At 45.1% G+C, this 26,694-nt stretch carries 22 protein-coding genes; 7 read left to right on the top strand and 15 right to left on the bottom strand.

The annotated features are described in order from the left end of the window. Positions 1–353: 353 nt before the first annotated feature. Together GVO63_RS17200 and GVO63_RS17195 are read right to left on the bottom strand one after the other, a co-directional pair. A complete protein-coding gene (locus tag GVO63_RS17200) occupies positions 354–1,556 on the bottom strand; it encodes an AraC family transcriptional regulator (protein ID WP_159581506.1) in 1,203 nt (400 codons plus the stop codon). 74 nt (positions 1,557–1,630) lie between these two features. Then, positions 1,631–1,888 (bottom strand): helix-turn-helix transcriptional regulator, encoded by a 258-nt coding sequence (locus GVO63_RS17195; protein ID WP_236552198.1) that lies wholly within the window; start codon positions 1,886–1,888, stop codon positions 1,631–1,633. A gap of 17 nt (positions 1,889–1,905) precedes the next feature. Between GVO63_RS17195 and GVO63_RS19800 the strand changes: the two genes are divergently transcribed. After that, positions 1,906–2,241 carry a TniQ family protein gene (locus GVO63_RS19800; RefSeq protein ID WP_369008765.1) on the top strand — a complete coding sequence of 112 codons (336 nt, stop codon included), beginning with the start codon at positions 1,906–1,908 and terminating at the stop codon, positions 2,239–2,241. Here the strand turns inward: GVO63_RS19800 and GVO63_RS17185 are convergent. The 5 genes from GVO63_RS17185 to glmU all read right to left on the bottom strand — a co-directional run bounded on the left by GVO63_RS17185 (position 2,185) and on the right by glmU (position 8,387). Beyond that, positions 2,185–2,586: a TnsA endonuclease N-terminal domain-containing protein gene (locus GVO63_RS17185; protein WP_201284725.1), complete on the bottom strand. Its 402-nt coding sequence runs from the start codon at positions 2,584–2,586 to the stop codon at positions 2,185–2,187. The genes GVO63_RS19800 and GVO63_RS17185 overlap by 57 nt on opposite strands. A 175-nt stretch (positions 2,587–2,761) precedes the next feature. After that, the gene (glmS, locus tag GVO63_RS17180; RefSeq protein WP_159493877.1) at positions 2,762–4,594 is read right to left on the bottom strand and encodes a glutamine--fructose-6-phosphate transaminase (isomerizing); all 1,833 of its coding nucleotides are present in this window, start codon (positions 4,592–4,594) and stop codon (positions 2,762–2,764) included. 2 nt (positions 4,595–4,596) lie between these two features. Next, a complete protein-coding gene (locus GVO63_RS17175; protein WP_159581512.1) occupies positions 4,597–5,409 on the bottom strand; it encodes a DeoR/GlpR family DNA-binding transcription regulator in 813 nt (270 codons plus the stop codon). A gap of 198 nt (positions 5,410–5,607) precedes the next feature. Then, a complete protein-coding gene (locus GVO63_RS17170; RefSeq protein ID WP_159581502.1) occupies positions 5,608–6,648 on the bottom strand; it encodes a Gfo/Idh/MocA family oxidoreductase in 1,041 nt (346 codons plus the stop codon). A gap of 380 nt (positions 6,649–7,028) precedes the next feature. Continuing rightward, on the bottom strand, positions 7,029–8,387 hold the full coding sequence (gene glmU, locus GVO63_RS17165; RefSeq protein WP_159581500.1) for a bifunctional UDP-N-acetylglucosamine diphosphorylase/glucosamine-1-phosphate N-acetyltransferase GlmU: 1,359 nt from the start codon (positions 8,385–8,387) through the stop codon (positions 7,029–7,031). Positions 8,388–8,618: 231 nt separating this feature from the next. On the opposite strand from glmU, the gene GVO63_RS17160 reads away from it, so the two are divergent. After that, positions 8,619–10,040, top strand: coding sequence for a sensor domain-containing diguanylate cyclase (locus GVO63_RS17160; protein WP_159493872.1), 1,422 nt, complete (start codon positions 8,619–8,621; stop codon positions 10,038–10,040). A 17-nt stretch (positions 10,041–10,057) separates the two neighbouring features. Here GVO63_RS17160 and GVO63_RS17155 read toward each other — a convergent pair whose 3' ends face one another. From GVO63_RS17155 to GVO63_RS17145, 3 genes are read right to left on the bottom strand one after another with little or no spacing between them, the layout of a single operon-like run. Beyond that, positions 10,058–10,942, bottom strand: a complete 885-nt coding sequence (locus tag GVO63_RS17155; protein ID WP_159581498.1) for a DMT family transporter — start codon at positions 10,940–10,942, stop codon at positions 10,058–10,060. A gap of 48 nt (positions 10,943–10,990) precedes the next feature. Further along, entirely contained in the window at positions 10,991–11,539 is a 549-nt protein-coding gene (locus GVO63_RS17150; protein WP_159581496.1) for a methylated-DNA--[protein]-cysteine S-methyltransferase, read from the bottom strand. 13 nt (positions 11,540–11,552) lie between these two features. Beyond that, positions 11,553–13,001 (bottom strand): DNA-3-methyladenine glycosylase 2 family protein, encoded by a 1,449-nt coding sequence (locus tag GVO63_RS17145; RefSeq protein WP_236552197.1) that lies wholly within the window; start codon positions 12,999–13,001, stop codon positions 11,553–11,555. A 301-nt stretch (positions 13,002–13,302) separates the two neighbouring features. Here GVO63_RS17145 and GVO63_RS17140 point away from each other — a divergent pair, with 301 nt between their 5' ends. Next, positions 13,303–14,451 carry a serine hydrolase gene (locus tag GVO63_RS17140; protein ID WP_159493869.1) on the top strand — a complete coding sequence of 383 codons (1,149 nt, stop codon included), beginning with the start codon at positions 13,303–13,305 and terminating at the stop codon, positions 14,449–14,451. A gap of 80 nt (positions 14,452–14,531) precedes the next feature. On the opposite strand, the gene speA is transcribed toward GVO63_RS17140, so the two are convergent. The 5 genes from speA to GVO63_RS17115 all read right to left on the bottom strand — a co-directional run bounded on the left by speA (position 14,532) and on the right by GVO63_RS17115 (position 20,051). Beyond that, positions 14,532–16,442 (bottom strand): biosynthetic arginine decarboxylase, encoded by a 1,911-nt coding sequence (gene speA, locus GVO63_RS17135; protein WP_159581494.1) that lies wholly within the window; start codon positions 16,440–16,442, stop codon positions 14,532–14,534. A 156-nt stretch (positions 16,443–16,598) separates the two neighbouring features. Continuing rightward, positions 16,599–16,952, bottom strand: a complete 354-nt coding sequence (locus GVO63_RS17130) for an arginine decarboxylase (protein WP_236552196.1) — start codon at positions 16,950–16,952, stop codon at positions 16,599–16,601. A 257-nt stretch (positions 16,953–17,209) separates the two neighbouring features. Beyond that, on the bottom strand, positions 17,210–18,598 hold the full coding sequence (locus tag GVO63_RS17125; RefSeq protein WP_159493866.1) for an NAD(P)(+) transhydrogenase (Re/Si-specific) subunit beta: 1,389 nt from the start codon (positions 18,596–18,598) through the stop codon (positions 17,210–17,212). 11 nt (positions 18,599–18,609) lie between these two features. Beyond that, a complete protein-coding gene (locus GVO63_RS17120) occupies positions 18,610–18,891 on the bottom strand; it encodes an NAD(P) transhydrogenase subunit alpha (RefSeq protein WP_159493865.1) in 282 nt (93 codons plus the stop codon). Between the two features lie 2 nt (positions 18,892–18,893). Then, entirely contained in the window at positions 18,894–20,051 is a 1,158-nt protein-coding gene (locus tag GVO63_RS17115) for an NAD(P) transhydrogenase subunit alpha (RefSeq protein ID WP_159581490.1), read from the bottom strand. 541 nt (positions 20,052–20,592) lie between these two features. Between GVO63_RS17115 and GVO63_RS17110 the strand changes: the two genes are divergently transcribed. The 4 genes from GVO63_RS17110 to GVO63_RS17095 all read left to right on the top strand — a co-directional run bounded on the left by GVO63_RS17110 (position 20,593) and on the right by GVO63_RS17095 (position 26,602). After that, positions 20,593–23,499, top strand: a complete 2,907-nt coding sequence (locus GVO63_RS17110) for a TonB-dependent receptor (protein WP_159581488.1) — start codon at positions 20,593–20,595, stop codon at positions 23,497–23,499. A gap of 84 nt (positions 23,500–23,583) precedes the next feature. Continuing rightward, positions 23,584–25,152 carry a tryptophan halogenase family protein gene (locus GVO63_RS17105; RefSeq protein ID WP_159581486.1) on the top strand — a complete coding sequence of 523 codons (1,569 nt, stop codon included), beginning with the start codon at positions 23,584–23,586 and terminating at the stop codon, positions 25,150–25,152. A gap of 26 nt (positions 25,153–25,178) precedes the next feature. Further along, positions 25,179–25,922, top strand: a complete 744-nt coding sequence (locus GVO63_RS17100; RefSeq protein ID WP_159581484.1) for a SapC family protein — start codon at positions 25,179–25,181, stop codon at positions 25,920–25,922. Beyond that, entirely contained in the window at positions 25,901–26,602 is a 702-nt protein-coding gene (locus GVO63_RS17095) for a DUF6445 family protein (RefSeq protein WP_159581482.1), read from the top strand. The genes GVO63_RS17100 and GVO63_RS17095 overlap by 22 nt, the downstream gene beginning before the upstream one ends. Positions 26,603–26,694: the final 92 nt, after the last annotated feature.

Raw genomic sequence — 26,694 nt, 5'->3', positions numbered from 1 at the left:
AGTATGACGTATTAATTACATAGGGGCTCCCAGCCAGTGTCCACACTGTTGGCTCATTTATACTGTTAGATACGTCTGTATTTGCTTTGACACTATTCGAAATTACTAGGGAAAGAAGCAGACATAAAAATAGAATCGGGCGCATCGTTAAAAGTCCTTTTGCAAATGTAAGTGCGTTTTGGATACACAAAGTATTATCGTGGTAACAAAGCCTTGGATAATTAAGTAGTATTTTGGTTGTCCAAGCGGTGTTAGTAACCTTAGGATAAAACTACACCGGCAAACGCTATATATCGAATAGAGGTATATCGAGATTTTCGAAAAAGCTATCGAAAATAACCTAATACGCAGATTTACTTGCTTTTTTCTTGCTTGAACTGAGAAGGAGTAATGCCTTTTTCCTTCTTGAATACTTCAGAGAAGTGAGAAGGGCTTTTGAATCCAACGGAATAGGCTACTTCAGTTGGAGACTTATGAGTAAGTAATGCGCATGCCCTTTCTATCCTTATATTGATAAGGAGTTTTTTGAAAGTTAATGAGAACATATACTTTAGCTTTAAGTTCATTTTTGTTTCGGAAACCGACAAATAGTTGGATAGATCTACGGCTTTTAAGTTTGAGTTATCGCAATTGTCGTTAAGCCACGCGACAATCATTTTTTTAGACTCAAGTATGGATTCTTCCAATTCAGACTTGGTCTTAAATAACTCTTGATTTTTTTCTGCAATGACTTCCTTATATTGATTTATGAGCGCAATATGAGCTGCCTCGCGTTCACGCTGAAGATTTTCTTTGATTGATAGTTGGTATTCATAATTTTGCATTAAGTCACTATGGTAAGTGTGGAGGTAGCTGTTAGAACGAAGGTACTTGTTCAAAAATTTGTCTGCTAGCAGCTTTTGCACTGTCTCTACAGTATTTCTCAATCTAGACTTTTTCTTCCAAGTGAATCTAATTTTCGAATAACCAGACTCTAAATCATTTCCAAAAATATCAACTTCAGTATGATAGCTAACTTTTTCATATTGAAGGTACTCCAAAACAGCTAAGTAACAACCAATATTATGCATCGTTACGTATCTAAAGTGCGTAAAACCTTTAAAATAAAAAAGCTCAACAACACCACCAGTAGAGGTCACTTCAGATACTTTTGCCATTTTACTTTGGTTGTATTTCTCATTAACTCTCTGAACACCCCGCAACGTTCGACCAAGCCCTACCAAATTGACTACAGCGAGAATCATGCTGCCCTTATTGTTAAGGGTCTGACTTACGGTTGCTTTACCAAGCTGTACAGGGTCAAGACCATAAATTTCAAAACGCTTAAATATTTGAAGGTTTAGCTCATAGTCGAACCAATAATTTGGATCTTTAAGAAACTCGATCGTTATTGGCGAACCTAAGTAGGTTCGCTGTTTATCTTGCTTTCGGAGTAATTCGTTGAATATCTGATTTATTAAATGGGATTTACCTGTTTTTTCTAGCTGAGAGATCCAACCAGATGTATTTAACGTCGATATATGCTGATTACTAGTATCAGATAATTCAACTATCATTACCGAATTAACATCCTTTTAAACTTATAACGAAATACATATTTGAGGATAAAAATAATAACTTAACCTAGTTATTAGGAACAAGCCAGAATCTTGATACCTGCACCTGCTTCAACCCCCAAAGCCTCACAATACTGCACATACTCATGCACAGACAAATTTCTTTGTCCTTTCTCTACCTTACTTACGAACTGAAACGGTTCGTCTAGCAACTCGCCAAGCTGCCTTACTGTTAAGCCACGGTCAAGACGTGCCTTTTTAAGCCAAGCAATCAGCTTTTGATAATCCTGATGATTAGTTGATTTGATCATTTGTCCCGAAAAAAGTGACAAAACTATTTGTCCCTATTATGATGACAAAAATCAATGTCCCGAAATTAGGGACTGGAGTACAAATGGTCACATTACCGTTTTTCCCATCTCCATATCCGAATGAGCTATTTTATAGCGTGCTAGCTCGCTATAAAGTCCGGTGTGGATACATTTCTGACAGGCACCTTCTCTATGAAGTATTCAATAGATATACAACGCTCGCATCACCTGAAATGCCAAACTGCATTTCATTAGCAGTTGATAATATAAGGCCTACCATCGCGTCTACAGCCAAAGAAATAATACGCGACCACACATTATTCCCTCTCTACACCGCATTCAGTCCGTCGATTTTCAAGAGAGTCGTAGCTTAAGAGTAGGTCCGTAGTAAAAATATGAAATTTGTTACCTTTTTTCGGGTGTTTAATACCAGCCTCTTCTGCCACGGTAAGCGATGTTTCTAAGTCGAAGGGATACTGTTCGCGAATGTCTGTTATAGATTCGTTCCAGTCGCAAAGTGAGAATGCTAGAAATTCAAGTTTTGAAAGTAGATGTACAACTCTACCCGAGGTATGGGAGAGTGCTCGATAGCTTGTACCATCGCTAGAGATTTCTTGAATACGGATCCACGGTTGATATGTAAGTCCACGGCCCACACCTCTGCCGCTTTCGAAGCGCTTTTTAACTTCTTCTTTTGTCAGCCATTCAAGCTTTTTCATTGTTTATGCTCACCAATCTCCTATTTGATGAGCATAAACCAAGATTTTTTATAAACCAAACTTACGTCGATTTATTTTAATCAAACCAAATATAATATTACTTGAACCAAATATAATAATGCTCAAACCAATTTTAATAGGCTCTGACATTAATAAGTGCTTTCGCAGCGTTATCCTATTCCACCGTCACCGACTTCGCCAAGTTCCGCGGCTGGTCTACATCGGTACCTTTGATTAACGCTACATAGTAGCTCAATAACTGTAGTGGTAACGTATAAATAATAGGTGCAATGGGCGCGTCGCAGTGCGGCACATCAATAACGCGCATGGTTTCATCACCTGCAAACGCGGCATCTTTATCAGCAAATACATACATGATTCCGCCGCGGGCGCGCACTTCTTCAACGTTCGATTTAAGTTTCTCGAGCAGTTCGTTATTCGGTGCAACCACAATAACTGGCATTTCATCATCAATAAGCGCCAGCGGACCGTGTTTCAATTCACCAGACGCATAGGCTTCAGCGTGAATATAGGAAATCTCTTTAAGCTTGAGCGCACCTTCCATGGCAATAGGGTATTGATCGCCACGGCCTAGGAACAGGCTGTGATTTTTATCGGCAAATTCTTCAGCTAAATCTTCAATACCGCCAGTAATGGCTAGCGTTTCTTCAAGTTTTGCGGGCAGGCTGTGAAGAGCAGAAACAATGGCCTTGCTGTCGGCGTCTGTCATGCCATTTTCTTTGCCCAATGCAAGGGTTAGCATAAGGAAAGCAGCAAGCTGAGTAGTGAAGGCTTTGGTAGACGCTACGCCTATTTCTGCGCCAGCGCGGGTCATAAATGCCAGGTCAGACTCGCGAACGAGCGAAGAGCCCTGCACGTTACATATGGTCAAGCTGGACATATAGCCTAACTCTTTCGCCAAACGAAGTGCGGCGAGTGTGTCAGCGGTTTCACCTGATTGAGAAATGGTAATAAGCAAGCTGTTTGGGTGTACTACAGACTTGCGATAACGGAACTCTGATGCAATTTCCACATTACACGACACATTGGCGTATTGCTCTAGCCAGTAGCGCGCCGTCATACCCGCGTGATAACTGGTACCACAAGCAATAATTTGTACGTGCTGGACTTTTTTGAATATCTCATCGGCACCCTGACCAAACACATCAGCGGTAAGGCCGTTTTCATCAATGCGATCTTTTAACGCATTGCGCACAACCGTAGGCTGTTCGTGAATTTCTTTAAGCATGTAATGACGGTAACCGGCTTTATCGCCCGCATCGTGCTCAACGTTCGACTCGATGACTTCCCGTTCCACGGCATTGCCGTCTTTATCAAAGATTTTAACCTCACGACGGGTAATCTCTGCCACATCGCCTTCTTCTAAAAAGATGAAGCGGCGTGTTACAGGCAAGAGTGCCATTTGGTCAGAGGCAATAAAGTTTTCACCAAGGCCTAAACCAATTACAAGCGGACTGCCCGAGCGCGCGACCACAACGCGGCTAGGATCTTCTTTGTCCATGATGACTGTGCCGTAAGCACCGTGAAAGGTCTTCACCGCACTCTGAACGGCGTCGAGCAATGTTTTCCCTGACTTAAGCTCTTCGTGAACGGTATGTGCAATGGTTTCCGTGTCGGTGTCGCTGGTAAAGGTATAGCCTTGTTCTTTTAACTGCGCTTTTAAACTTACGTAGTTTTCTATAATGCCATTGTGAACAACGGCCACACGCTCAGTTGAGAAATGAGGGTGTGCATTCGCTTCAGTTACGCCACCGTGAGTAGCCCAGCGGGTATGTGCAATGCCCGTTGTACCCAGCGCTTCACCCTCTGCTACCGCATCAGCAAGCTCTTGTACTTTACCAGTACGGCGAATACGCGTCAGTGTGCCGTCGTTTTGCAACAACGCAACACCAGCTGAGTCGTAGCCTCGATACTCCAGTCTTTTTAACCCTTCTAGAAGAATTTCTACCACGTTACGTTCAGCAACAGCGCCAACAATTCCACACATAATTATTCTCCACTCGGCGTTGCAATTAGCACTGTTACGCCCTGATTTTCAATATTAAGCTTGTCTTCATCGCTGATGCCTTCATCAGTGATCAAAACAGAAATGTTCGTCCAGCTCAGCTCAAGATTTGGCATTTTATGCGTTAATTTCTTTGAGCTGGCTAATACCACTACCTCATCGGCCGCCTTAGCCATGGCACGGGTAACACCAATCAATTCGTTAAAGGTGGTGGTACCTCTGTTTACATCTATGCCCGCTGCGCCAATAAATGCAATGTCAAAACTATAGGCGTTAACTAATTGTTCAGCCATGGCGCCCTGAAATGATTGAGACTGCGCATCCCATGTGCCACCTACCATTAACACCGTAGGTTCTTTATCACTTTGGGTAAGGTAATTGGCTGTTGCCAACGTATTGGTCATCACCACTAAATCATCGATATGTGATAAATGGGGCAAGACAGATGCAGTTGTTGACCCGCAGTCAATAACTAACTTGCTGCCTGCTTTTACCAAACTTGCTGCACGTTGACCTATGGCATTAACTGCCGGGCTAACCGTCAAATTCGTAAGAGCATCTTTAGTGATGAATTGGGAAGGTCCAACATTTGGGCCTGTAGATGATGGCACAGGCACTGCGCCCCCAAACTGGCGAATAAGTAAACCTTGCTGCGAAAGCGCAGCAAGATCTTTTCGAATGGTGACTTCAGAGGTAGCAAAACGCGCGGCCAAATCTTCAACTTGAGATTGACCATGCTCTTTCACCCACGCCACTATCTGATGGCGGCGCTGTTCAACGGATTTACTACTCTTCAATACAGCCTCGATGCCTTCTTCGAACGCCTGACACACCTGTGAACTCGTCAAAGCCCCATCACGAAAGAAGACGGGGAACAAACCACAGAATGGGTTTATTCGAAATCACAAACACACTCTTAACTTTCAAAACGAAAGCAATTAGTTTTAAAGTGAAAGCATCGTAAGTTAAATTGAAACGTTGATCAAGATAATTGTTTAATTAAACGCCAGCGCAGTTTTCTGAGCACTTGCTTTCAAGGCTAATTCCATCACCTTAATGACCGGAACAACCGAGCTTCCATCCGCTGGCGAGAAGTTACCGTCTTCAATGGCATGAGCAAGACGATTAAAAAACGTGAGGTATTCTCCTTTTAGCGTTGTGATCGTTTCTTCAGACAATTCGCCGCTTTCATTGGCTGCCGTTAGCACGCCATGCTGATCTTCATTTGTTTTCGCCCAGCATTCATCGTCAAAAGAAAGCGCTGCACGCAGCTGGTCTTCTTGGGGATCTAAATAAAATTTTCTAAAGCTACCTTTTGTACCTTGTAAGTCGTAACGCAGGGTTGCACTAGCTTGAAAGGCTGAGCTGCCAAGCTTTACAATCTTATCACCATAGTGAAGCGTTATATCGAACGTGTCGTTTGACTGACCGTTTTCACGCAAGGTCAATATATTTGCCGACACTTCTTCGGGCTGGCCAAAAAGCTGTAACGCTTGGTCGATTAAATGCGGGCCTAAATCCCAAAAGATACCGCTACCTGGCCCTGCATTTTCACGCCATCTGTCTCGCGGCACCGGTCGAAATCGGTCGAAACGGCTTTCAAAACATTTGATTTCACCAAGCTTGCCGTCACCAATGAGCTGTTTAATTGTTAGGAAGTCACCATCAAATCGCCTGTTGTGATAAACACAGAGCTGTTTACCCTGATTTTTTGCCAGGGTAACTAAATCCTCTGCTTCCTTACTATCTAAGGTAAATGGCTTCTCTACCAGCACATGACAACTGTGCTCTAACGCCAATTTAGCTTGCGGCCCATGAAGATGATTAGGCGTAGTAATTACAACCAAGTCTACGTCGTGAATTTTTAGTGCTTCGTCTAACGAGCTATACACCTCAGCATGAGGTAAAGCCGCCTTTACCGCGTCGGGCTTTGAAGAAATAACCACATCCACAGAAAATTGCGGTAGATAATTGAGAAACGGCAAATGAAAGGTAGTGGCGGAAAAACCGAAGCCAACCAGTAATGTAGATATCATTACATCTCCCTGTTTGATCTTAATTTAAAAGTAAGTGAATGCACACTATCAGTAATCATAGATAGTGGGAACCGCAGTTAGTTCATTATTAGAAAGACTTGAAATCGTTTGAACAGCTGGATTAATTGAATCTATACCTGCGGTAACACGCCGCGATTACGAACATTTTAACTCTCGCTGAGTGGGTAATTATCTATGCGGATTGGTATTACACAGACGTGTTATGCGTGAGTTTCAGCTGCTCGCCGTGACCGTTTATTTCCCAGAGGAAATATTGTTGATGGAACAGAAGAAGAAATTGGGCTGGCAAAAAACAGTTTGTGTTTGCCAGCCCTAATCCTTGCGTTTACCCGTACGCTATTTCTTACGAGAGAACGCCTCTATTTTTTGGTCGGACGCGGCCAATTTGGAATGTTGCGCTGCTTACCGCGGGCAACGGCTAGCGCGTCTTCGTCCACGGTTGAGGTGATTACTGAGCCAGCGCCCACTGTAGCCCCTTTTCCAATGTTTACGGGCGCAACAAGCGACGAGTTTGAGCCGATAAACGCATTTTCGCCAATGATGGTTTTCGACTTATTCACACCGTCATAGTTACACGTGATCGTGCCTGCACCAATATTCGCTTTAGCACCTACTTCCGCATCGCCCAAATAAGTAAGATGATTTGCTTTCGCGCCCTCGCCCAAAATGGCTTTTTTCATTTCAACGAAGTTACCCACTTTCGCATGTTTTTGCATTACTGCGCCCGGGCGTAGCCGTGCATAAGGCCCAACCGTACACGCCTCTCCAACGCTAGCGTCTTCAACAATAGAATTCGCTTCTATAACCGCGTTATTTGCAATAGTACAGTTACGCAAAATACAGTTTGCACCAATGCTAACGTTGCTACCAAGGGTAACTTTCCCTTCAACAATAACATTAACGTCGATAATTACGTCATTACCGGTTTCTAGCTCGCCGCGTAAGTCAAAACGTGCTGGGTCCAGTAATGTTACGCCATTGGTCATAAGTTCATCGGCTTGGCGACGCTGAAGCGCCCGTTCAAGGTTAGCTAACTGCAAACGGTTGTTAACGCCCTCTACTTCAACAGCAGACTGGGGCTGCGCAGACTGAATGCGTTTACCTTCGGCTGCTGCCATCGCGATGACGTCGGTAAGGTAATACTCACCCTGTGCGTTATCATTGCTTAACTCGCTCAGCCAGCGTTTAAGATCTGCGCCAGCCATCATCATCATGCCGGTGTTGATTTCTTTAATCTCACGCTGAGCATCGGTGGCATCTTTATGCTCGACGATCGCGGTAATATTATCGTTCTCACGAATAATGCGTCCCATGCCCGTCGGATCGTCTAAATTGACGGTCAACAATGCTAAATCACAGCTTTCTTTCGCCGCTTTTAGCGCACTTAGGGTTTCTTTGCGAATGAGTGGTGCATCACCGACAAGGATCAATATGTCTTCATTGTCTTTAATATGCGGAGCAGCTTGCGCAGCGGCGTGGCCCGTACCTAATTGTTCGGCTTGTAAACACCAGTTTAGATTGTCTTCAACAACCGCTTCCTTTAGCTGGTCGCCCCCATGACCGTAAACTAGATGAATGTTATCAGCGCCTAGCGACTTAACGGTATTGATAATGCGCTGCACCATCGGTACGCCGCCGACCTTATGCAACACCTTGGGCAACGAAGACTTCATGCGAGTGCCTTTACCCGCCGCTAAAACAACCACTGAAAAAGCCATATAATTCCTTTATTTCGCAAAGAGAATGAAAATGGCGCATAGTGTAACTAAGCAGCCTAAATAAGTCAGCGACTGTTTGAGGGAAATAGCAGCTTAAAAACTTCGGCATTGCGCTTTGCTACGTTGTTATTTAGTCTAAAGTTACGGTGAGCAACCTAGCAGTTCATTATTGCAACAGGTATACTCGCCGCTTAAGTAAAGTTCAGTCAGGCAAGGGAGCATGCGCAGTCTGTGAACACATTTCGTACACTACATAGAAGTATTCTGGTGTTATTTGCGGTAGTGGTTATCGCTATTGTGACGCTGGTACATTTTAGTATTTCAAAAATCGTTGCCGAACAAAGCCGTGCGCAGCAACAATCCTTGTCGCCCGCCATATCGCTTATCGTTGAGCAACTTTTAAAACCATTGCACATCTCTGAAGCCTTGGGCCACTCTACCGAACTCGTTGACTTGATGGATGGTGAGACGATTGACCAGGAAGCTGTTTTTAAGACATTGGATCGTCTTGAAAATGAATTCGGCTTGTCTTTTTTCATTGCCAGCGAAGCTGACAGAAAACAATACAATTCTGACGGCAGTATTATCAACCTTATTGAAGGTGAAGTGAGCTGGTACTTTAAATATCGCGATTATCCCGCCGATGCCGTTGCCGACATTGGCAAGTGGGAAGACACGCATTTTTATATCGACATCAAAATTCACGATGAAGATGGCCGTTTCTTAGGCTTCTTTGGCGTAGGGAAAAGCCTGCGTAGCTTTATTGAAGTGTTCGATACTTACAAACAAGAATACGGTTATGACTTCTTATTTGTAGACGGTCAAGGCGACATAATGCTCTCTTCAGACCCAAGCTTGATCGCCTCCTATTCCGACTTTACTAACTTATCTGAGTTGCCTTGGTATGCAAGCCTACCAATGACGATTCAAAACGAACAGGCATTAAATAACAAGCTGGTTACCATTGACCAAAAAGACTTCCTTATTGCCGAAGTGAAGCTAAACCAGTTTGGGTGGACCGTATTTCTTTTAAGCCCATTAGAAGACCGCCAAGCGGAGATTTCTCAAGCGTTTATCTTCAGTGTGGTAACGCTGCTTGTCGTTGTATTCTCGCTGTTTTTACTTATCTACAACTTGCTGTATTACTTCAGAAAAGATATGCAGCCAGACTTAGTGGTACGTCATAGCAACCGACTTCCTGAGAAAGATAATTTACAGCTTATCTATAAGACACTATTGGCTGAACACAAATCACTCAGTGTTATGTTGGTTAGTGTTGATGAGCTTTCAGACATTGTTGACGCGCATGGGCGCAATGTGGGCGATGATATACTTGATAAGCTAGTTACTTACCTGGCAGAACACTTAAGAGAGCAGGATGTTTTAGGCAGATGGAGTAGCGCCGAATTTCTCATATTGCTGCCACACACGGGGCCGAATGTGGCGTTTGATATCGCTCAAAACCTTCGTCACGGCATCGCTACATTACCACCATTGCACGAGTTACCGGACTTAGTGATCACTGCATCGATTGGCCTGTCCTATACCGCGTCACCTCGCGCTATGCACGAAGTAACAGCGCATGCAGAAGACGCGCTTTATCAAGCCAAGCGCGACGGCCGTAATTTAGTCAGAATGCAGCTAATTGACTAATTTACGCCCGCATCAACTCAGGCAGGTTTCACCTTAAGGCGTTTTCGTTTGATAACGCCTGTGGTGAGCGCTACACCAAACAAAATCATTAAACCGCCTACAATGGTTTGCATCGACAAATGCTCTTGTAAAAAAAGAACACCCCATATAATGCCAAACAAGGGAACAAGGTACGCTACTGTAATGGCTTTTGCGGGGCCGATATCGGCAATCAGTTTGAAGTACAATATGTACGCTATGCCTGTTCCACCAACGGCAAGTGCCACTGCATTTATCCAAGCATTCACGCTTGGCATAGTGTCAGGCAAGGTTGCTAGTGCAAACGGCGCAAGCATTACGCTTGCCATAGCCTGACTCCCCGTTGCCACCACTAAAGGCTTTACCCCTTGCAGCCATTTTTTCATCATACATGCGGCAATACCGTATCCGGTTGTAGCGAGCAATGCTGTGAGAATAGGGAAAAAGCTTACTTCTCCCTCGCCTAACTTTTGTTGACTAATAACAGTAACGCCAGCAAAGCCTACAAATAGCCCAACTACCGCTGACTTCGTCAGTTTGTCGCCTAGCCACAGCCAAGCAACAATGGCACCAAACATAGGAGCTGTGGCGTTAAGAATGGCGTTAACGCCCGCCTCTAAATGCAGGCTGCTGTAGTTAAATAGTACAAATGGAACGGCAGTATTGGCCAATCCTACTAGTGCTATGGCAAGCCAGTGATGCTTAATCTCTTTTACCGAGCCGCGTATCAACAGGAGTGGAAATAGCACTGCTGTTGCCAACAAGGTACGAATTGCCACTAAGACATAAATACCAAATTCAGGTGCTGCCACCCGCATGAATATGAATGAACCACCCCAAATACCTGCTAATACCAGCAGCGAGATAACGTCTCTTATTGCCATTCTGTTGTCACCATTCTTTTATGACTCATTCTTTTACAACCCATTCTCTTACAACCACAATACCCCTTGGGCTCCTTCTAAATTGAGCAGATACTGCTTGCGCGATAGACCACCCGCATAGCCCGTTAAGGTTTTATTGCTACCGATTATACGATGGCAAGGCACCACAATTGCAATAGGATTACGCCCATTCGCCATTCCCACAGCACGGACAGCTTTTGGGTTGCCGATTGCTTTTGCAATATCTAAATAGCTCGCGGTTTCCCCGTATTTTACTTGCTTAAGAGCATGCCATACTTGGTTCTGAAAGGCGGTTCCTTTTGGAGAAAGGGGTAGGTCAAACTCACGTAACTTACCGTCAAAGTATGCCTGTAACTGACGGCACGCGGCATCGGTAATCGCGTTGGTATGAGTGTGAACGTTGTCGCTAAGTAGATGATGTCGCCCTGTATTGCTTTCCCCTTCACTGATCTGCCTCTCCCCGGCAACCTTCTCTGCTTCCGCGGCGTTAACAAACGAAATGGCTGTTATTCCTTCCTCAGTGGCCTCTACTTTAACAAGCCCCTGCATGCTGTTTACAAAACCTGTATATATCATACTCAAAGCTCTCTTACTGGCTGCTTAACTGCCACAACTGGAGGGTTAAATAACTACGCCAAGGCGCTGCTTTTTCGGGCTCAACAGGGTACTGCTGCGCCATTTTTCGGACAATTAGATCGCCCTCAAGGTAAATGTCAGGGTTTCTTTCCCCGCGCATTTTTAAATAATCGAGTGTCCACGGACCCACGCCTTTAATAGCTAGAATGTCGTTATGTGTTGGTGCACTATCACCCACGAAAAGCTGGGCAAAACTACGCAAGGCTTCTTTTCTTGCCAGCGGCATCCTCAAGAATTCAAGACTATTGTCCGCGACATCTTCAGGCGTGGGAAAGGTATAGCGTTCGTCCGTCTCGGCGTCATGACCATTCGAAGAGAAAGGTTTAGCCCTCTTCTCGCCCAGCTTATGAACAAGCAAAGTAACCTGCCCTATTGCCGCTTTTACACTGACTTGCTGGCCTACAATAGCGCGACAGCCGCTTTCAAATACACTCCACGCGCTAGGAAGGCGCAGCCCAGGAGTTAATTTCGTTAGCGGTAAACCCGATTGCACTAAACTTTGTTGAATTAATAGTGGGTCAGCGTGAAGGTCCAGTACCTGCTTTATGTTTTCAATGGTTGTATGAAGATTGCCTAAATCAGGTAGTTCAATGTGCAATTTGAAGCCATGGCGTACGTCATCGTGAACAACCTTAAAAAAACCGACGCTTCCCCTACATGAAAAATAGCGTTCGTAGCTTTCTTCAGTTACTCGCTCCATTCCGTCAATGGCACGAGCTGCCAAGAAATCTCGCACGTATGGCCAGTTGTACGGCGGTCGATAAGAGAGACACAAAACGATGCCCCTTTGTTCCACCGGTTCTTTTTTTCTAAGCTGAGTAGGCGTGGTTGCGCAATATTGCTCCATCGCTCTTTGTAGTTGTCTTAGAGACTGATAACCCGCTGTTAGCGCTATATCTGTCATCGATAAATGGGTTTCTTGAATAAGTTGCTTTGCAAACAAAGCGCGCTGCATATTTTGAAACTGTTTTGGCGGTATGCCCACAGCATTGACTATCAACTTATTTAAGTAACGTTCACTGATGCCTAGTCGAGAGGCAATATCAGCCACACGTTCTATAGGAATAATAGAGAGCAGCGACAACGCGCGATGTATAGTCGCTCCCACGCCTTTCCATGCAGCAGAACGAGGAGCACTGTCAGGTCGACACCGAAAACAGGGGCGATAACCTTGCGCCATTGCCTGTGTGGCGTGTTGGAAGTAAGTCACATTCTCTTCTTTGGGCAATCGCGCTGGACAGATTGGTCTGCAAAAGATACCGGTTGTTTTTACCGCCACGAAAAATAGCCCGTCAAAACGCGGATCCCTGCTAAGCCTTGCCTTTGAGTACCCTGACTCAGCGAGTATTGCGTCCTCTGAGGCTGCGGTTTCTGGTACAGAGAGATTATCTGGCATTGGCATGCGCTGCTCACCTTTCGTTTATGCTCTTTGTCTAGTGTATCGTGCATTCATCCTTTTAGTGCGACAAAATCGGCACTCAATAACAACAAACTTCCCGTCGGAACCTGTTAAGCACTTTTGCGTATCGTTACGTATTTTTACGGTAGAAAACTTACAATTTTGATAAGGCGAACGGTTAATGAAGCAGTGAGCGTAATTAGCGACATTTGATCATTGATGCGGCTATACGCATAATAACGCGATAATAATAATGAACGCCTGTGAAGAGATTTTGAAACCACAGGCATAACGAGCCGACTGTATGCTGAACTCTTTGCGCTTCTCACTGCTGGGCCTGACTCAATTCTGGCTATTTGCACTATTAATGGTCACGGCTCAAGGTGCCTCTGCTGATTGGCTTGACGACTACGCAAATTACGTTCAAAAAGAGGCCTCAAAATACAATGTCCCAGGGTATGCATTTGTTTTTTACGAACAGGGCGAAGCGCCAAGGGTTTATGTTTACGGTAATACAACCAAAAAAGGTGGCCAGAAAGTCACTAAAGATACTGTATTCCGGCTAGCTTCTGTTTCAAAAACCTTCACGGCTCTGTTGTCTGCTAAACTCGTAGAAAAAAAGCAATTAAGCTGGGAAACCTCGATATCAGCACTGCTTCCAGACATTCCTTTCAAAGGAAAAGGTATGGGCGCGTTGCAACTGCAGCATATCGTTGGTCAATCTAGCGGCTTTATGCCTAACGCTTACGACAATTTGATAGAAGCCGACTATTCGCTAGAGCGCGTGCTTAAGTCCCTTAGCGAGCTTGAACCCTTGTGTGTGCCCGGTGAATGTTATACTTATCAAAATGCGCTTTTTGGGGCTTTAGAATACTATTTCAGTAACAACAACACCTCGTACTCACGCCAGCTACAGGCAAATCTTTTCTCGCCATTAGGCATGAAAACCGCCAGCGTTGGTAAGGGCGGCTTGCTAGCCTCCGACTCATGGGCGCACCCTCATATCGCAATTGCAAGAAACAAATGGCGCGAGGGTCAAGTGGAAAGTAACTACTATCGTTTTTCTCCAGCGGCTGGCGTGAATGCCAGCATTTCAGACATGACCATCTACTTACAAGCGTTGCTGGGGGAATTCCCAACCATTATCTCTGAAGAGATGGTGGATTTTGTCACCACCGAACGAGTAAAAACCAAACGAGAAACCTACCGAAGAGGCTGGCGCGGCATGATTGATGATGCACACTATGGTTTAGGCTGGCGTATTTATGACTTAAACGGAACCAAGCTCAATTACCACGGAGGCTGGGTGAAAGGTTATCGTGCTGACGTAGCGTTTTCTCCTGAACATAAAGCGGGTTATGTCATGCTTATGAACGCGGAGTCTAATATGATTAATTCGACGACTGCCGAACTGTGGAAACGCTATCTAGAAAAAGCCGACACAGATAAATAATATCGGTATCGGCTCGATTGGCATGCTTACATCTTCAGGTTATCAAAACGTCACAGGCGTTAGGTTTGATGTGGTTATCTTTACTGCTTGAGGTAAGTGTAACCCGCTAAGCAATTTTCGTAGAAGTCAGTCCATCGTACACCCTCACGAGGGTTCAATTTTCCATCCCATACTTGCTTATCGATCAAACGTTTGACATCTGACGCCATCGCGCGCGGATTGTATTGCATAATATTCAATACATCTTCTACCGACGAGCCTTTCACCACTTCTTCGATATAGAAATCTTCTGGGTCGTCATCATAGCTGTAAATATGCACTTCGTTTAATCGACCGAATAAGTTGTGCATGTCACCCATAACGTCTTGGTATGCGCCAGTTAAGAAAAGCCCAACATAGTAAGGTTCGTCTTTCTTAAGTGGGTGCATCGGCAGCACGTCCGTTATTTCGCGACCAATAGTGAATTGATCAATCTTGCCGTCGCTGTCACAGGTGATATCTACCAATGAACAATTAACCGATGGCTCCTCGTTCATACGAGTTAGCGGTACTACGGGCAAAAGCTGATCAATTGCCCATGTGTCAGCGGCCGACTGAAACACAGAGAAGTTGCACAGATACTGAGATGACAAGCTATAGTCCAGTTCCTGTAGTTCTTCTGGCACATAGTCTTCGTTGCGATACCATTGCTGTAAGCGACCCATAATTTGCCAATACAAGGTTTCGATTTTTCCGAGCTCTTCTAAAGTTAAGACTCGCAATTTAAATGCATCAAGGGCTTGCTCTTTATACTGCGACGCATCGTTGTAGACTTCATGCATGTTCTTTTGGTCATCGAACGTATCTGCAAGTTCGCGCATATTCTTCAAGAAAAAGTGCTCACCTTCTTTTGCAGATGTATCCATATATGATGCATTCGATTTAATCTCGCCCACAATTTCTGTGATAACGCAGCTATGATGGGCAGTGATCGCGCGTCCGCTCTCGCTTACTAAATGTGGATGCGGTACGCCTTCTAAATCGCACATTTCTTTCATACCGTAAACCACGTCAGCCACATATTCTTGCATGCTGTAGTTACGTGAAGACTCGTTTGTAGAGTTACTGCCGTCGTAGTCAATACCTAGGCCGCCACCCACATCCACGTAGTCTAGCTCAAAGCCCATTTTGTGCAGATCAGCATAAATACGCGCACCTTCAGTGACCGCTTCTTTCACTGCGCGTATGTCAGTGAGCTGGCTGCCGATATGGAAGTGAAGTAGCTTCAAACAATGCGCCATACCTTGTTCTTCGAGGTAGCGCGCAGCGTTGATAATTTCCGTGATAGTTAAACCAAACTTCGCACGTTCTCCACCAGAACTTTCCCACTTGCCACGACCTTTTACGGTCATTTTTGAGCGCACACCAATAATAGGATCGATATTAAGCTCTTTAGCTATTTTTACTATCAGAAGAAGCTCGGTGTATTTTTCTACCACCACAACAACGCGGCGACCCAGTTTTCTACCCAATAGCGCAAGACGCATCACTTCGTCATCTTTATAGCCATTAAGAATCGTCAGCGACTCTTCATTCGTATTCATGGCAAGGACGGTAAGCAATTCCGCTTTAGAACCCGCCTCTAGGCCATAGTTGAAAGGTTTACCGGCATCGACGATTTCTTCAACTACTTCGCGCATTTGGTTAACTTTAACCGGGTACACGCCTTGATATTGGCCTTTATATTCGGCTTCTTCTATAGAATGCCTGAACGCTTTGTTAAGGCCCGCAACTTGCGAACGCAAAATATCGTGGAAACGAACAACGACAGGAAACTGAACGCCTTCCTTACGGATATCTTCAATCACCGAATTAAAGTCGATTTGAATGCTAGGATCTTCAGGAACAGGGGTAATGTGGACGTTGCCATTTTTACCTATTTGAAAATAGCCACCACCCCATTGAGACACGCCATAGACGCGCTCTGCTTCTTCGATGCTCCAATCTGACAATTTATTCACCTATTTGTAAGTGGGCTAGGTCTATACCTAGCATGGAAAGTGCGAAAATAAGCAGCGTATTATAGACAACGCAAAGCTGAACGCGATAGTTGTTGCGATATAAAATATCGATTGTGGCGAATAATTTTGTTTATCGAACACCGATAATTATTCGCCTATCCATGTTCGTACGTAGTCCATGACTATCTTGTCTGCTTTTTCTTCACAATGCGTCAAAAACTCTGAGATACTTTGAGTACGAACAAGTTCAAATCCTAGTTTAATCGATGGCGAAGTAAAAAACTTCGTTGCGATATGATCAGCATCAGTCGCGTCATCTTCCAACCACGTCTCGCTGAGCTGGCTTCTCCTGTCTAACTTGATGGGCGCCTTTATTTGATTAAAGGTTTCAGAATTTGGGATTTGCCAACCGCGCATATCGACAAATAAATGGAAGGGCCTGCCTTTGCGGGTTTTTAAACAATCTGAAAGCTGGGCTAAATATTGTATGTTTGTTGACATATCCCAGTTACCGCGAAGCGTGATCAAAATACAATTTTTAAATGGCTCAATATAAAAAGGGCTGGTAGACATTTATTCGTATATCTCTATGCGACTATCTGAATAGTAAACTCGACTTCTATTGCTTGCACATAGTAGAGCTGAGACGCTTCGACTACAACTACAGTTGAGTACTTTATAATTAAGTTTAATACCCAATAAAAAGGCCTGTGTTTAAACAGGCCTTTAAAGAAGATGTATCAAAGAGATACGCTGTGTTAGTCGTCTCCGAATTCGCGAATAATACTGTTGATAGTATCTTTCGCATCACCAAGAACCATGCGCGTGTTGTCTTTGAAAAACAGCGGGTTATCGACACCGGCAAACCCTGCGTTTGCAGAACGCTTAAGTACAAAAACGGTTTTCGCACGATAAGCTTCGATAACTGGCATGCCGTAAATGGGGCTGCCCTTCATCTCTTTCGCCGCTGGGTTTACTACATCGTTTGCGCCGATAACAATCACCACGTCGTAGTTTTCCATACGCGGATTAACATCATCCATCTCGTAAAGTTGGTCATAAGGAACATCGGCTTCTGCCAACAACACGTTCATGTGACCCGGCATACGCCCTGCTACCGCGTGAATGGCGTAATCTACCGTACAGCCATTTTCTTCTAGCAACGACTGGAGTTCACGCACCGCGTGTTGTGCCTGAGCAACGGCCATCCCGTACCCGGGAACCACCAGTACCGCTTGCGCTGCTTCTAATACATAAAATGCATCTTGCGCTGACAAAATTTTAATTTCGCCTTCAATTTTTTCGCCAGCTTCTACAGGCTTGGCAAAACCAGACAACAGTACATTCATTAATGAACGGTTCATGGCTTTACACATAATATTCGTCAAAATTAAGCCTGACGCGCCTACTAGTAAGCCGGTAACGATCAATATTGTGTTGCCTGTAGCGAGACCTGCTGCCGACGCTGCTACACCTGAATAGCTATTTAATAGTGCGATAACCACCGGCATATCTGCGCCACCAATTGAAATAGTCGCCCACAAACCAAAGCTGAGTGACAAAGCAATTGCACAATAAATCCAAACTGGATTGCTTGGGTCGGTAGTAAAGAAATAACCAATCACCACCATGCCAATTAGGTGCAAAATGCTGAGCTCGCGTAAGCCCGTGAAAATCACGGCTTTGGAACTCATTTTGCCCGACAGTTTACCCCACGCTACCACCGAGCCTGAGAAGGTAATCCCCCCTACGAGAATAGTAAAAAACAGGGTAATGAAGGTAAATGCGCTCTCAGTTTTAAGGGTAATGAGGCTCATTCCTGCTAACGTCGCCCACCCCAAAAGCAATGACGCTGCACCACCAAAGCCATTAAATAACGACACCATTTCGGGCATTGCAGTCATTTCAACGGTTTTTGCCTTCCACGCACCAAAAGCGCCACCGATAACAAAACCTAACAGGATGTAATGATAACTAATGATCTCCTGGTCAAGCAGGGTAACGACCACAGCAATCAGCATACCAATGGCAGAAATAAAGTTACCTTTTTTAGCGGTATCTGGATGACTAAGCAGTTTAAGCCCAAGTATAAATAGTGCCGCAGCAACTACGTACGCAAGGTTTATTACGGTTACGATATCACTCACTTGCATACTCCTTATTTATTTTTTTTCTTGAACATGCCAAGCATGCGATCGGTCACAAGATAGCCACCCACCACGTTGATGCTGGCCAGTGCTACTGCAGCAGTACCAAGAATGGTCGTTAGCAAATTATTGTCGCTACCCGAGGCAACCAATGCCCCCACTAACGTAATACCCGATATCGCATTAGAGCCAGACATTAAAGGCGTATGTAAAGTAGCCGGTACTTTTCGAATGAGTTCGAAACCCAAAAAAGCAGCCAGTAGCACGATGAAAAGTAGGTAAATGATTTCCATGATTAGGCTCCTTTGTATGCGTTGATTAGCATGTCGTTGGTAATGTTACCGTCGTGGGTAATCACACAGCCGGCCAAAATGTCGTCTTCCAGATTCAGGCCAAAGGTCTTGGTTTCATCATCAAAGAATTCATCAACAAGGTTGTAGATATTATTGGCATACATGTCAGTTGCAGCTCTCGCCACATACTGGCTCCAGTGACCGTTACCGATTACCTTTACACCGTTAACTTCAACGGTTTCTCCAGCAACCGAACCTTCAACGTTACCACCTGATGTTGCAGCCATATCAACCACCACACTGCCCGGCTTCATGAGCGCTAAAGTCTCTTTTGAAATAAGCACTGGCGGTTTGCGGCCGAATAGCTGCGCTGTCGTAATAACAATGTCAGCGTCGGCAATCGCGTCACGTTGGGCTTCTTGCTGCTTTGCTTTTTGTTCGTCGGTCAGTTCTTTTGCGTAGCCGTCTTTAGTTTGGCCGGTTTCGCCAATGTCTATCTTGAGGAACTTGCCACCTAACGATTCTACTTGCTCAGCCACCACAGGGCGGGTGTCGTAAGCCAGCACATTTGCGCCCAAGCGTTTCGCTGTTGCTATCGCCTGAAGGCCCGCCACACCCGCACCAATAATAAATACTTTTGCTGGCTTAATCGTCCCTGACGGCGTCATCATCATAGGTAATATTGATGGCAGCTGGTTCGCCGCCTGCATTACCATCACGTACCCTGCAAGACTGGCTTGAGAACTTAGCGCGTCCATTTTTTGAGCACGAGAAGAACGGGGAATCATCTCTACAGAAATAGCGGTTAGCCCTTTCTCTGCAATAGATTCAATAAGCGGTTGCTGAAAGAAAGGGTCAAGATGGCCAACCACAATGGCCCCTTTTTTCATCAACGCTAGCTGTGCTTCGGTGGGCTTATTCACCGCAACCAACATATCCGCGGTTGATAATGCACCATTCACATCATCGATGACAGTGACACCCACATCTTCATATTCTTTATCTGAATACCCTGAGTGTAAGCCTGCGCCCGCTTCAACTAGCAAGGTCGCTCCTTTCTTCACCAGTCGCTGTGCACTATTTGGCGTAAGTCCACATCGCTTCTCCACATTATTTAGCGGATCTGGCGCTTTTGATTCATTTAAAACTATGATTTTCACACGTTTCTCCTCGCATTCCGGCTATCCGAGAATGACACCCTTTAAACTGTATTAACTCATTTTATTCGTTTATGCCTAGCATTCTCTAGCGAAATCAAAAACAGAACAGGCAATTTCTGTATTTATTTAGCGTTGAACAGCCCCTCTTATTTCGCTTATTTTTCAAGCGAATCTGCGGCAAAGCTACGCTATAAGGGCATACATCACCAGTATCATTTACTTACGAGTCATAACTAATATTTATATAGAAGTGGCATACAGAAGATAAATGAGCAAGATAGAAAAGCATTTACACCATGAATACATTAAATATCGTTTACATTTTAAACAAACGTAAAGGTGAGTGGTGGTCTTCGCTGGCGAAAAAAATTATGTCCTCTAAACGTTGTAGTTCCATTAATTTAAAAATTTGTTAAAAAAATTTGGGGGATTTTACAAACCCTGTCGTCTTGATGGATTAACAGCGACATGCTGTCGGAGAAAGCCAAGTGGGGTGCACACCACTGGCGCATTAAAATTATCAATTAGGACACACACCATCATGTATAGGAAAACCAAGCTTGCATGCTCAGTGGCAGCAGTTTTAGCGTCGGCTATTTCTGCCAATAGTGCATTTGCCCAAGACGCGCAACCCAATAAAGACGTAGAAGTGATTGAGGTAAGTGGTATCCGTTCATCGGTTGCAAAATCGATGGATGTTAAACGCAGCTCTGCCGGCGTAGTCGACGCTATTAGCGCAGAAGACATCGGCGACTTTCCCGATACCAACTTAGCTGAATCACTACAGCGTATTACCGGCGTATCTATCGATCGTTCAGGCGGTGAAGGCCAGCTAATTACCGTACGTGGTTTCGGACCACAATTTAACACCGTGTTGGTAAATGGCCGTCAGATGGCGTCTGAAAACGATTCACGTGCGTTTAGTTTTGACACGATTGCTTCTGAGTTAGTAAGCAGCCTAGACGTGCATAAAACGTCAACGGCCACAATGCAGTCTGGTGGTGTAGGCTCTACCATTAACATTAATACCGCCCGTCCGTTTGCATTAAACGGTTTTAAAATGGCGGGCTCGGTAAAAGCTGTTTACGACGAAAATAGCGAAGAAACAACACCGCAATTTTCTGGCCTTATTAGCAACACGTTTAATGATGACACTTTCGGTGTATTGCTTGCCGTTTCACATCAAGAGCGTGAGACTCGCTTAAACCAAGCTCAGATGGACGGTTGGCTAGAAAACGTTGGCGTGCCAAACCCTGTTACGCAGTCAGGCGAAGCTTGGACAGGCAATGTATTTTCACCGCGAAACTACGATCACAAAGTCACCTTTGAAGAGCGTACCCGTACAAACGCTAATCTTGTATTCCAATATGCACCTAACGACAAACTGGTAGTAACCGCTGACGCACTGTATTCAGATTTTGACGTAGAATCTGAAGCAACGTCGTACGGCCACTGGTTTACTGCACCAAATATTCAGGGTGTAGGTGATGACGGCAGCCTGTTTGATGAAAGCGGCAATCGCCGCAGCCCAACGGTTGATGCAAACGGTACTATTGTCGATTTATACCAGGAGGTAGGTTTGGCTACGGATATGCACGCCAAAACCTTCGACCGTTTGACCGATACCTACGCGATAGGCCTTAATTTTGACTATCAGTATTCTGACAACTTGAACTTATCGTTCGATTTAAGCCATTCAGAAGCTGAACGCGAAGCCAATAATGGTGGCGGCGATCAGCTTTCACTTATTGGTTATGCCAACCGCGTACGATTCCAAGTAGATGACAATATTTTGCCTGTTGCCAGCATGTTCGCTTCGCCTAATGGCACTATTTATAGTGGACAACAAGAATTGGAAGGCGCGATTGTTACAGGTCCTGACGGCTTCCCTATCTACAACCCTGCACTTATGCCTGATGGTGTAAGCAATCATCTTGATGAAGCTAACAGCCGAGCTCACGTAATGCTGCGCCGCGGATGGGCGGTAGAAGACGCAGTAAGCCAACTGCGCTTTGACGGCGAATACGTAACAGATGGCAGCGGCCTAACTGAAATTCGCTTTGGCGCACAGTACAGCACTGAAACCAAATCACTTACCCGTTGGGACAACGAAGGTGTAGGTATTCACTGTACGTACTGTGGTTACCCTGATTTACCTGAAATTCCAGCAGGTAGCCAATACGTTTTTGACGCAGGCAGCGACTTCCTTTCTGACGTAAGCGGTAGCGGTCGTATGCCCACCTCTTGGCTTGCCCATGATGGCGAAGCCAACTTTGCGTTTTTAGAGTCTTATTATCAAAGCGTAAATGGTGAGTCGATTAGCTTTGATGCGGTGCGTCGTAACAATAGCTTTGAAGTTGAAGAAGATATCATCTCTACCTATATGGAATTCGACTTTGAAGGCGAAGTGGCAGACATGTTCTTAAGCGCAACCGCTGGTGTGCGTTATGAAATGACGGATGTGACGGTTAACGGAACGCAAGCGCCAATAACAGGCTTAACGATTCTGGACCAGACCGAAATGCTCGCTGGTTTTGGTAATGCACAAAGTATTGCCACTGAGTCTGACTATGACGTGCTATTGCCTAATTTCAGCGTACGTTTAGAAATTACTGACGACTTAATTGCGCGCTTTGCAGCAAGCTCAACCATTACTCGCCCTACGCTTAACAGCATGTCGCCGGTAACAGTAATTACCACAACCCGCCAGGGTGGTGACTTAACGTCTACCAGTGGTAACCCTGCACTAGAGCCATTCAAATCGGATAACTTAGACTTGTCGCTTGAGTATTACTACGACGAAGCAAGCTACGCATCAATTGGTTACTTCAGAAAGCTGGTATCGAACTTTATTGTTAATAGCCAAGAAGACAAAACCTTCGAGCTTGCTGACGGCAGCCTGCTAACAGACCCGTCTACAGGCGCTAACGCTAGCGCCCCAGATGCGGGTGACGACGTAGCTGTGTTTACCAATACACTGCCAAATAACGGTGAAGACGCGACGGTAGACGGCTTCGAGATTGCGCTTCAGCACACTTTCGACAACGGCTTTGGTGTACTTGCCAATGGAACCATTGTTGATAGTGATGCCGAACTCGATCCATTCGATATTAACCAAGTATTTGCGCTAACTGGGTTAAGCGATTCTTACAACCTAGTGGCATTTTATGAAACTGACGACTATCAAATTCGTCTTGCCTATAACTGGCGTGACGCATTTGTTCAGTCGTTAACACAAGGGCAGGGTGACGGCCCAACCATTGTTGAGTCTTATCAACAGCTTGACATTAGCGGTAGCTACAGCGTGACAGACAATGTAGAAATCTTCTTTGAAGGTATTAACCTTACAGAAGAGTTCGTACATAAGCGCGGTCGCTTCTCTAATCACTTGCTGTTGGTTGAAGACAGCGGCAGACGTTGGGCCTTCGGTGTGCGCGGAAACTTTTAGTTTCGCGTAATTGGGGCCGGCGTTTGTTGGTCCCACATTCGTGGCTACCCTTTGGTAGCCACAGTTTTTATTCAGGAAATCAGTATGACAACAGCAACTCCCATAACGCACATTGTAGTAGTCGGTGGCGGCAGCGCAGGGTGGCTCACGGCTGGTCGTATTGCAGCGCAACATCAATGCGCTACCCGCAAAGACATTAAAGTAACCTTAGTGGAAAGCCCAAATGTGCCCATTATTGGCGTGGGTGAAGGCACCTGGCCTACCATGCGCTCAACACTAATTGCATTGGGTATTAGCGAAACCACCTTCATCAAAGAATGTGACGCCACATTTAAACAAGGTGCAAAGTTCGCTAAGTGGACCACCGGTGAAGAGCACGATTTTTACTACCATCCTCTTATGCTGCCCCAAGGGTTTTCGCAAACAAATTTAGGCCCTTACTGGCAGACAGTAGCACCAGAATTAAACGAGTCTTTTTCCCATGCAGTATGTATTCAGGAAGCGATATGCGAAGCAGGCTGTGCACCTAAAAGCATACGACACGCAGAGTTTGCAGGCACCGCAAACTATGCTTATCACCTAGATGCAGGAAAATTTACCGCCTTTTTAACCAAACACTGTACTGAAAAACTAGGTGTACACCATGTGTTAGCCGACGTTAACCGCGTGGAAAGCAGCGATAACGGCGATATTAAAGCCCTTCACACCGAGCAAGGGGTAATAGTAGAGGGCGACCTTTTTGTTGACTGTACCGGCTTCAAATCTATGCTGCTCGGCGAACACTATAAGGTACCGTTTATTCCCTGCGACGATGTACTTTTTATCGACCGAGCATTAGCGGTACACGTGCCCTATGACACACCGCAATGTCCTATCGCCTCCCACACTATCTCCACCGCACAAGACGCCGGTTGGATTTGGGATATCGGTTTGCAGTCGCGCCGTGGCGTAGGTCACGTTTATTCCAGCAGGCATCAAAGTAAAGATGACGCCTATGCTCGCTTAGACACTTACGTTCGCCAAACCAGCACGTTAAACGGCATAGATGGGATAAACGTAAAAGACATTACTATTCAAAGCGGACACAGGCAGCGCTTTTGGCAAAATAACTGCGTGGCTGTTGGCTTAGCGGCGGGATTTTTAGAGCCGTTAGAAGCCTCAGCGCTTGTACTGGTGGAGCTTTCTGCCTCAATGATTGCCGAACAGTTACCCGCAAACCGAGCCGTGATGGATATTGTGGCGAAACGCTTTAATGACACCTTTTCTTACCGTTGGCAGCGTATTATCGACTTCTTAAAGCTGCATTACATGTTGAGCAAGCGAGAAGACAGTGCATTTTGGCGAGACAATCGGGATAGTCACACCATTCCTGACTCATTAAAAGAATTACTTGCGCTATGGCAATACCACCCGCCTAGTGACAAAGACTTTACCAGCAACAACGAGGTATTCCCCGCGGCAAGTTATCAGTATGTCCTGTACGGTATGGGGTTTACCTCGAATTTAGCCACGCATCAGCAATGGGTCAACGCCGACTTTGCCAAGCAACAGTTGATGCAGAACAAAAAAGCGCGTGACATGGCGGTAGAGAAGCTACCCAAACATCGCGAACTTATTAATAAAATTCACCAATTCGGCCTGCAGGCCGTTTAACGTAAATCAATAAGCAGGACCTACGTATGACTCATATGGTTGCCATTAATAATAAACAGCATGCAGATTTGAAAGTAACCGACGATGCATTGTCACTCGGTGCCAATCAACATCTTGTTCCTGTGGTGGTCTCTGAGCTCAACAAGCTTGTGGTACATTATCCCGTAGTGATCACCAAGTTTGACGACTCTGGACAATTTGGCTTATCTGCCTTGCTAGGTTTTGAAGAAAAAGAAAACCTATTTTGGCAACAGAGTGAATGGGATGCGGTTTATATTCCCGCGCAGTTTGAACGCCTGCCTTTTTATGTAGGCACTGAAGCGCAAGGCGCTGACGGCAGTAACCGCGTGCTGTGCATTGATCTGGATAACGCTTCCGTAAGCAATGAAAAAGGAACGCCGCTTTTTGATAACATGGGTGAGCCGACTAACTACCTGTTAGAGAAGCAGCAGATCTTGGCCCAGCTTCTTGACGGTGAAACGCAAAATCAACGTTTCATTGCTGCGCTGCAACAGCACAACCTTATTACACCATTCACTCTAGATATTACCTTTGAAAACGGAAGCAAAACGTCTATAACAGGGTTATATACCATTGATGAAGATAGGCTAGCGGCGCTGAGTGCTGAGGCAATCGCTGATTTGCATGCACAACACATGCTGCAAAGCATTTACACGCTTATCGCGTCAAATGCACAAATCTATGCCCTTATCGACAAAAAGAACAAGGCAAATAAAAACGCAGACGCATGGTTTCAAACTACGAATTAATTAAGGTGGGTGAGCAAGCCACCCCGATTGTTGTTATCGATGATTTCATACCAGACCCGCTGAGTCTGGTAGAAACGATTGCGCAACACCATCCATTTACAAAACAAGATGGCGATTTTTATCCCGGGGTGAGGAGTCACGCGCCCCGGGATTATGTCGCACACCTGCATACCTCACTTACACAACTATTCAGCCAACTTGCTACCCACAATGACCTACTAAATTTTGGCGTGGACAAGACGCTTCAAATACCGCTAGTGCAACTTTCCATTGCAAATCAAGCTCCGAAAAGTTTGTCGCCCATTCAATGTATTCCGCATATCGATACGCAAAAGAATAATGAGTGGGCATGGGTGCACTATCTCTTTAGCGAGCCGCTAGGCGGCACTGCTTTCTATCGACATATCGAAACGGGGTTAGAACGGGTTAACGCAGCGCAGTACGAAATTTATTTTAAAACCTTAAAACGTCAGGCCACCAGCGTAGGGTTACCACCAAAAGCATACATTAACGGTGATACTTCCATGTTCACGCAAATTGCTCGCATCGAGCCTAAATTTAATCGCGCCCTGTTATACCCTGCCAACTTGCTGCACAGCGGCTGTTTACCTAACGATATTTCAAATTCAGTTGATGCAAAAAAAAGCAGACTCACAGCAAATGCCAGTATCGTCTTTTGACCGAGCTTTCTTTTACATATACCGTCATTTCTTCAGCACTGTTGATCGCTTAGTGTCGTGGTAGTTTATTTGCTTTCAAGTAAGTAATCATG

Origin of the sequence: Alteromonas sp. KUL106, assembly GCF_009811415.1 — a bacterium.
GTDB lineage: Bacteria > Pseudomonadota > Gammaproteobacteria > Enterobacterales > Alteromonadaceae > Alteromonas.
The sequence above is the reverse complement of the archived record's forward strand: the minus strand, read 5'-3'. Positions and strand labels throughout refer to the sequence as shown.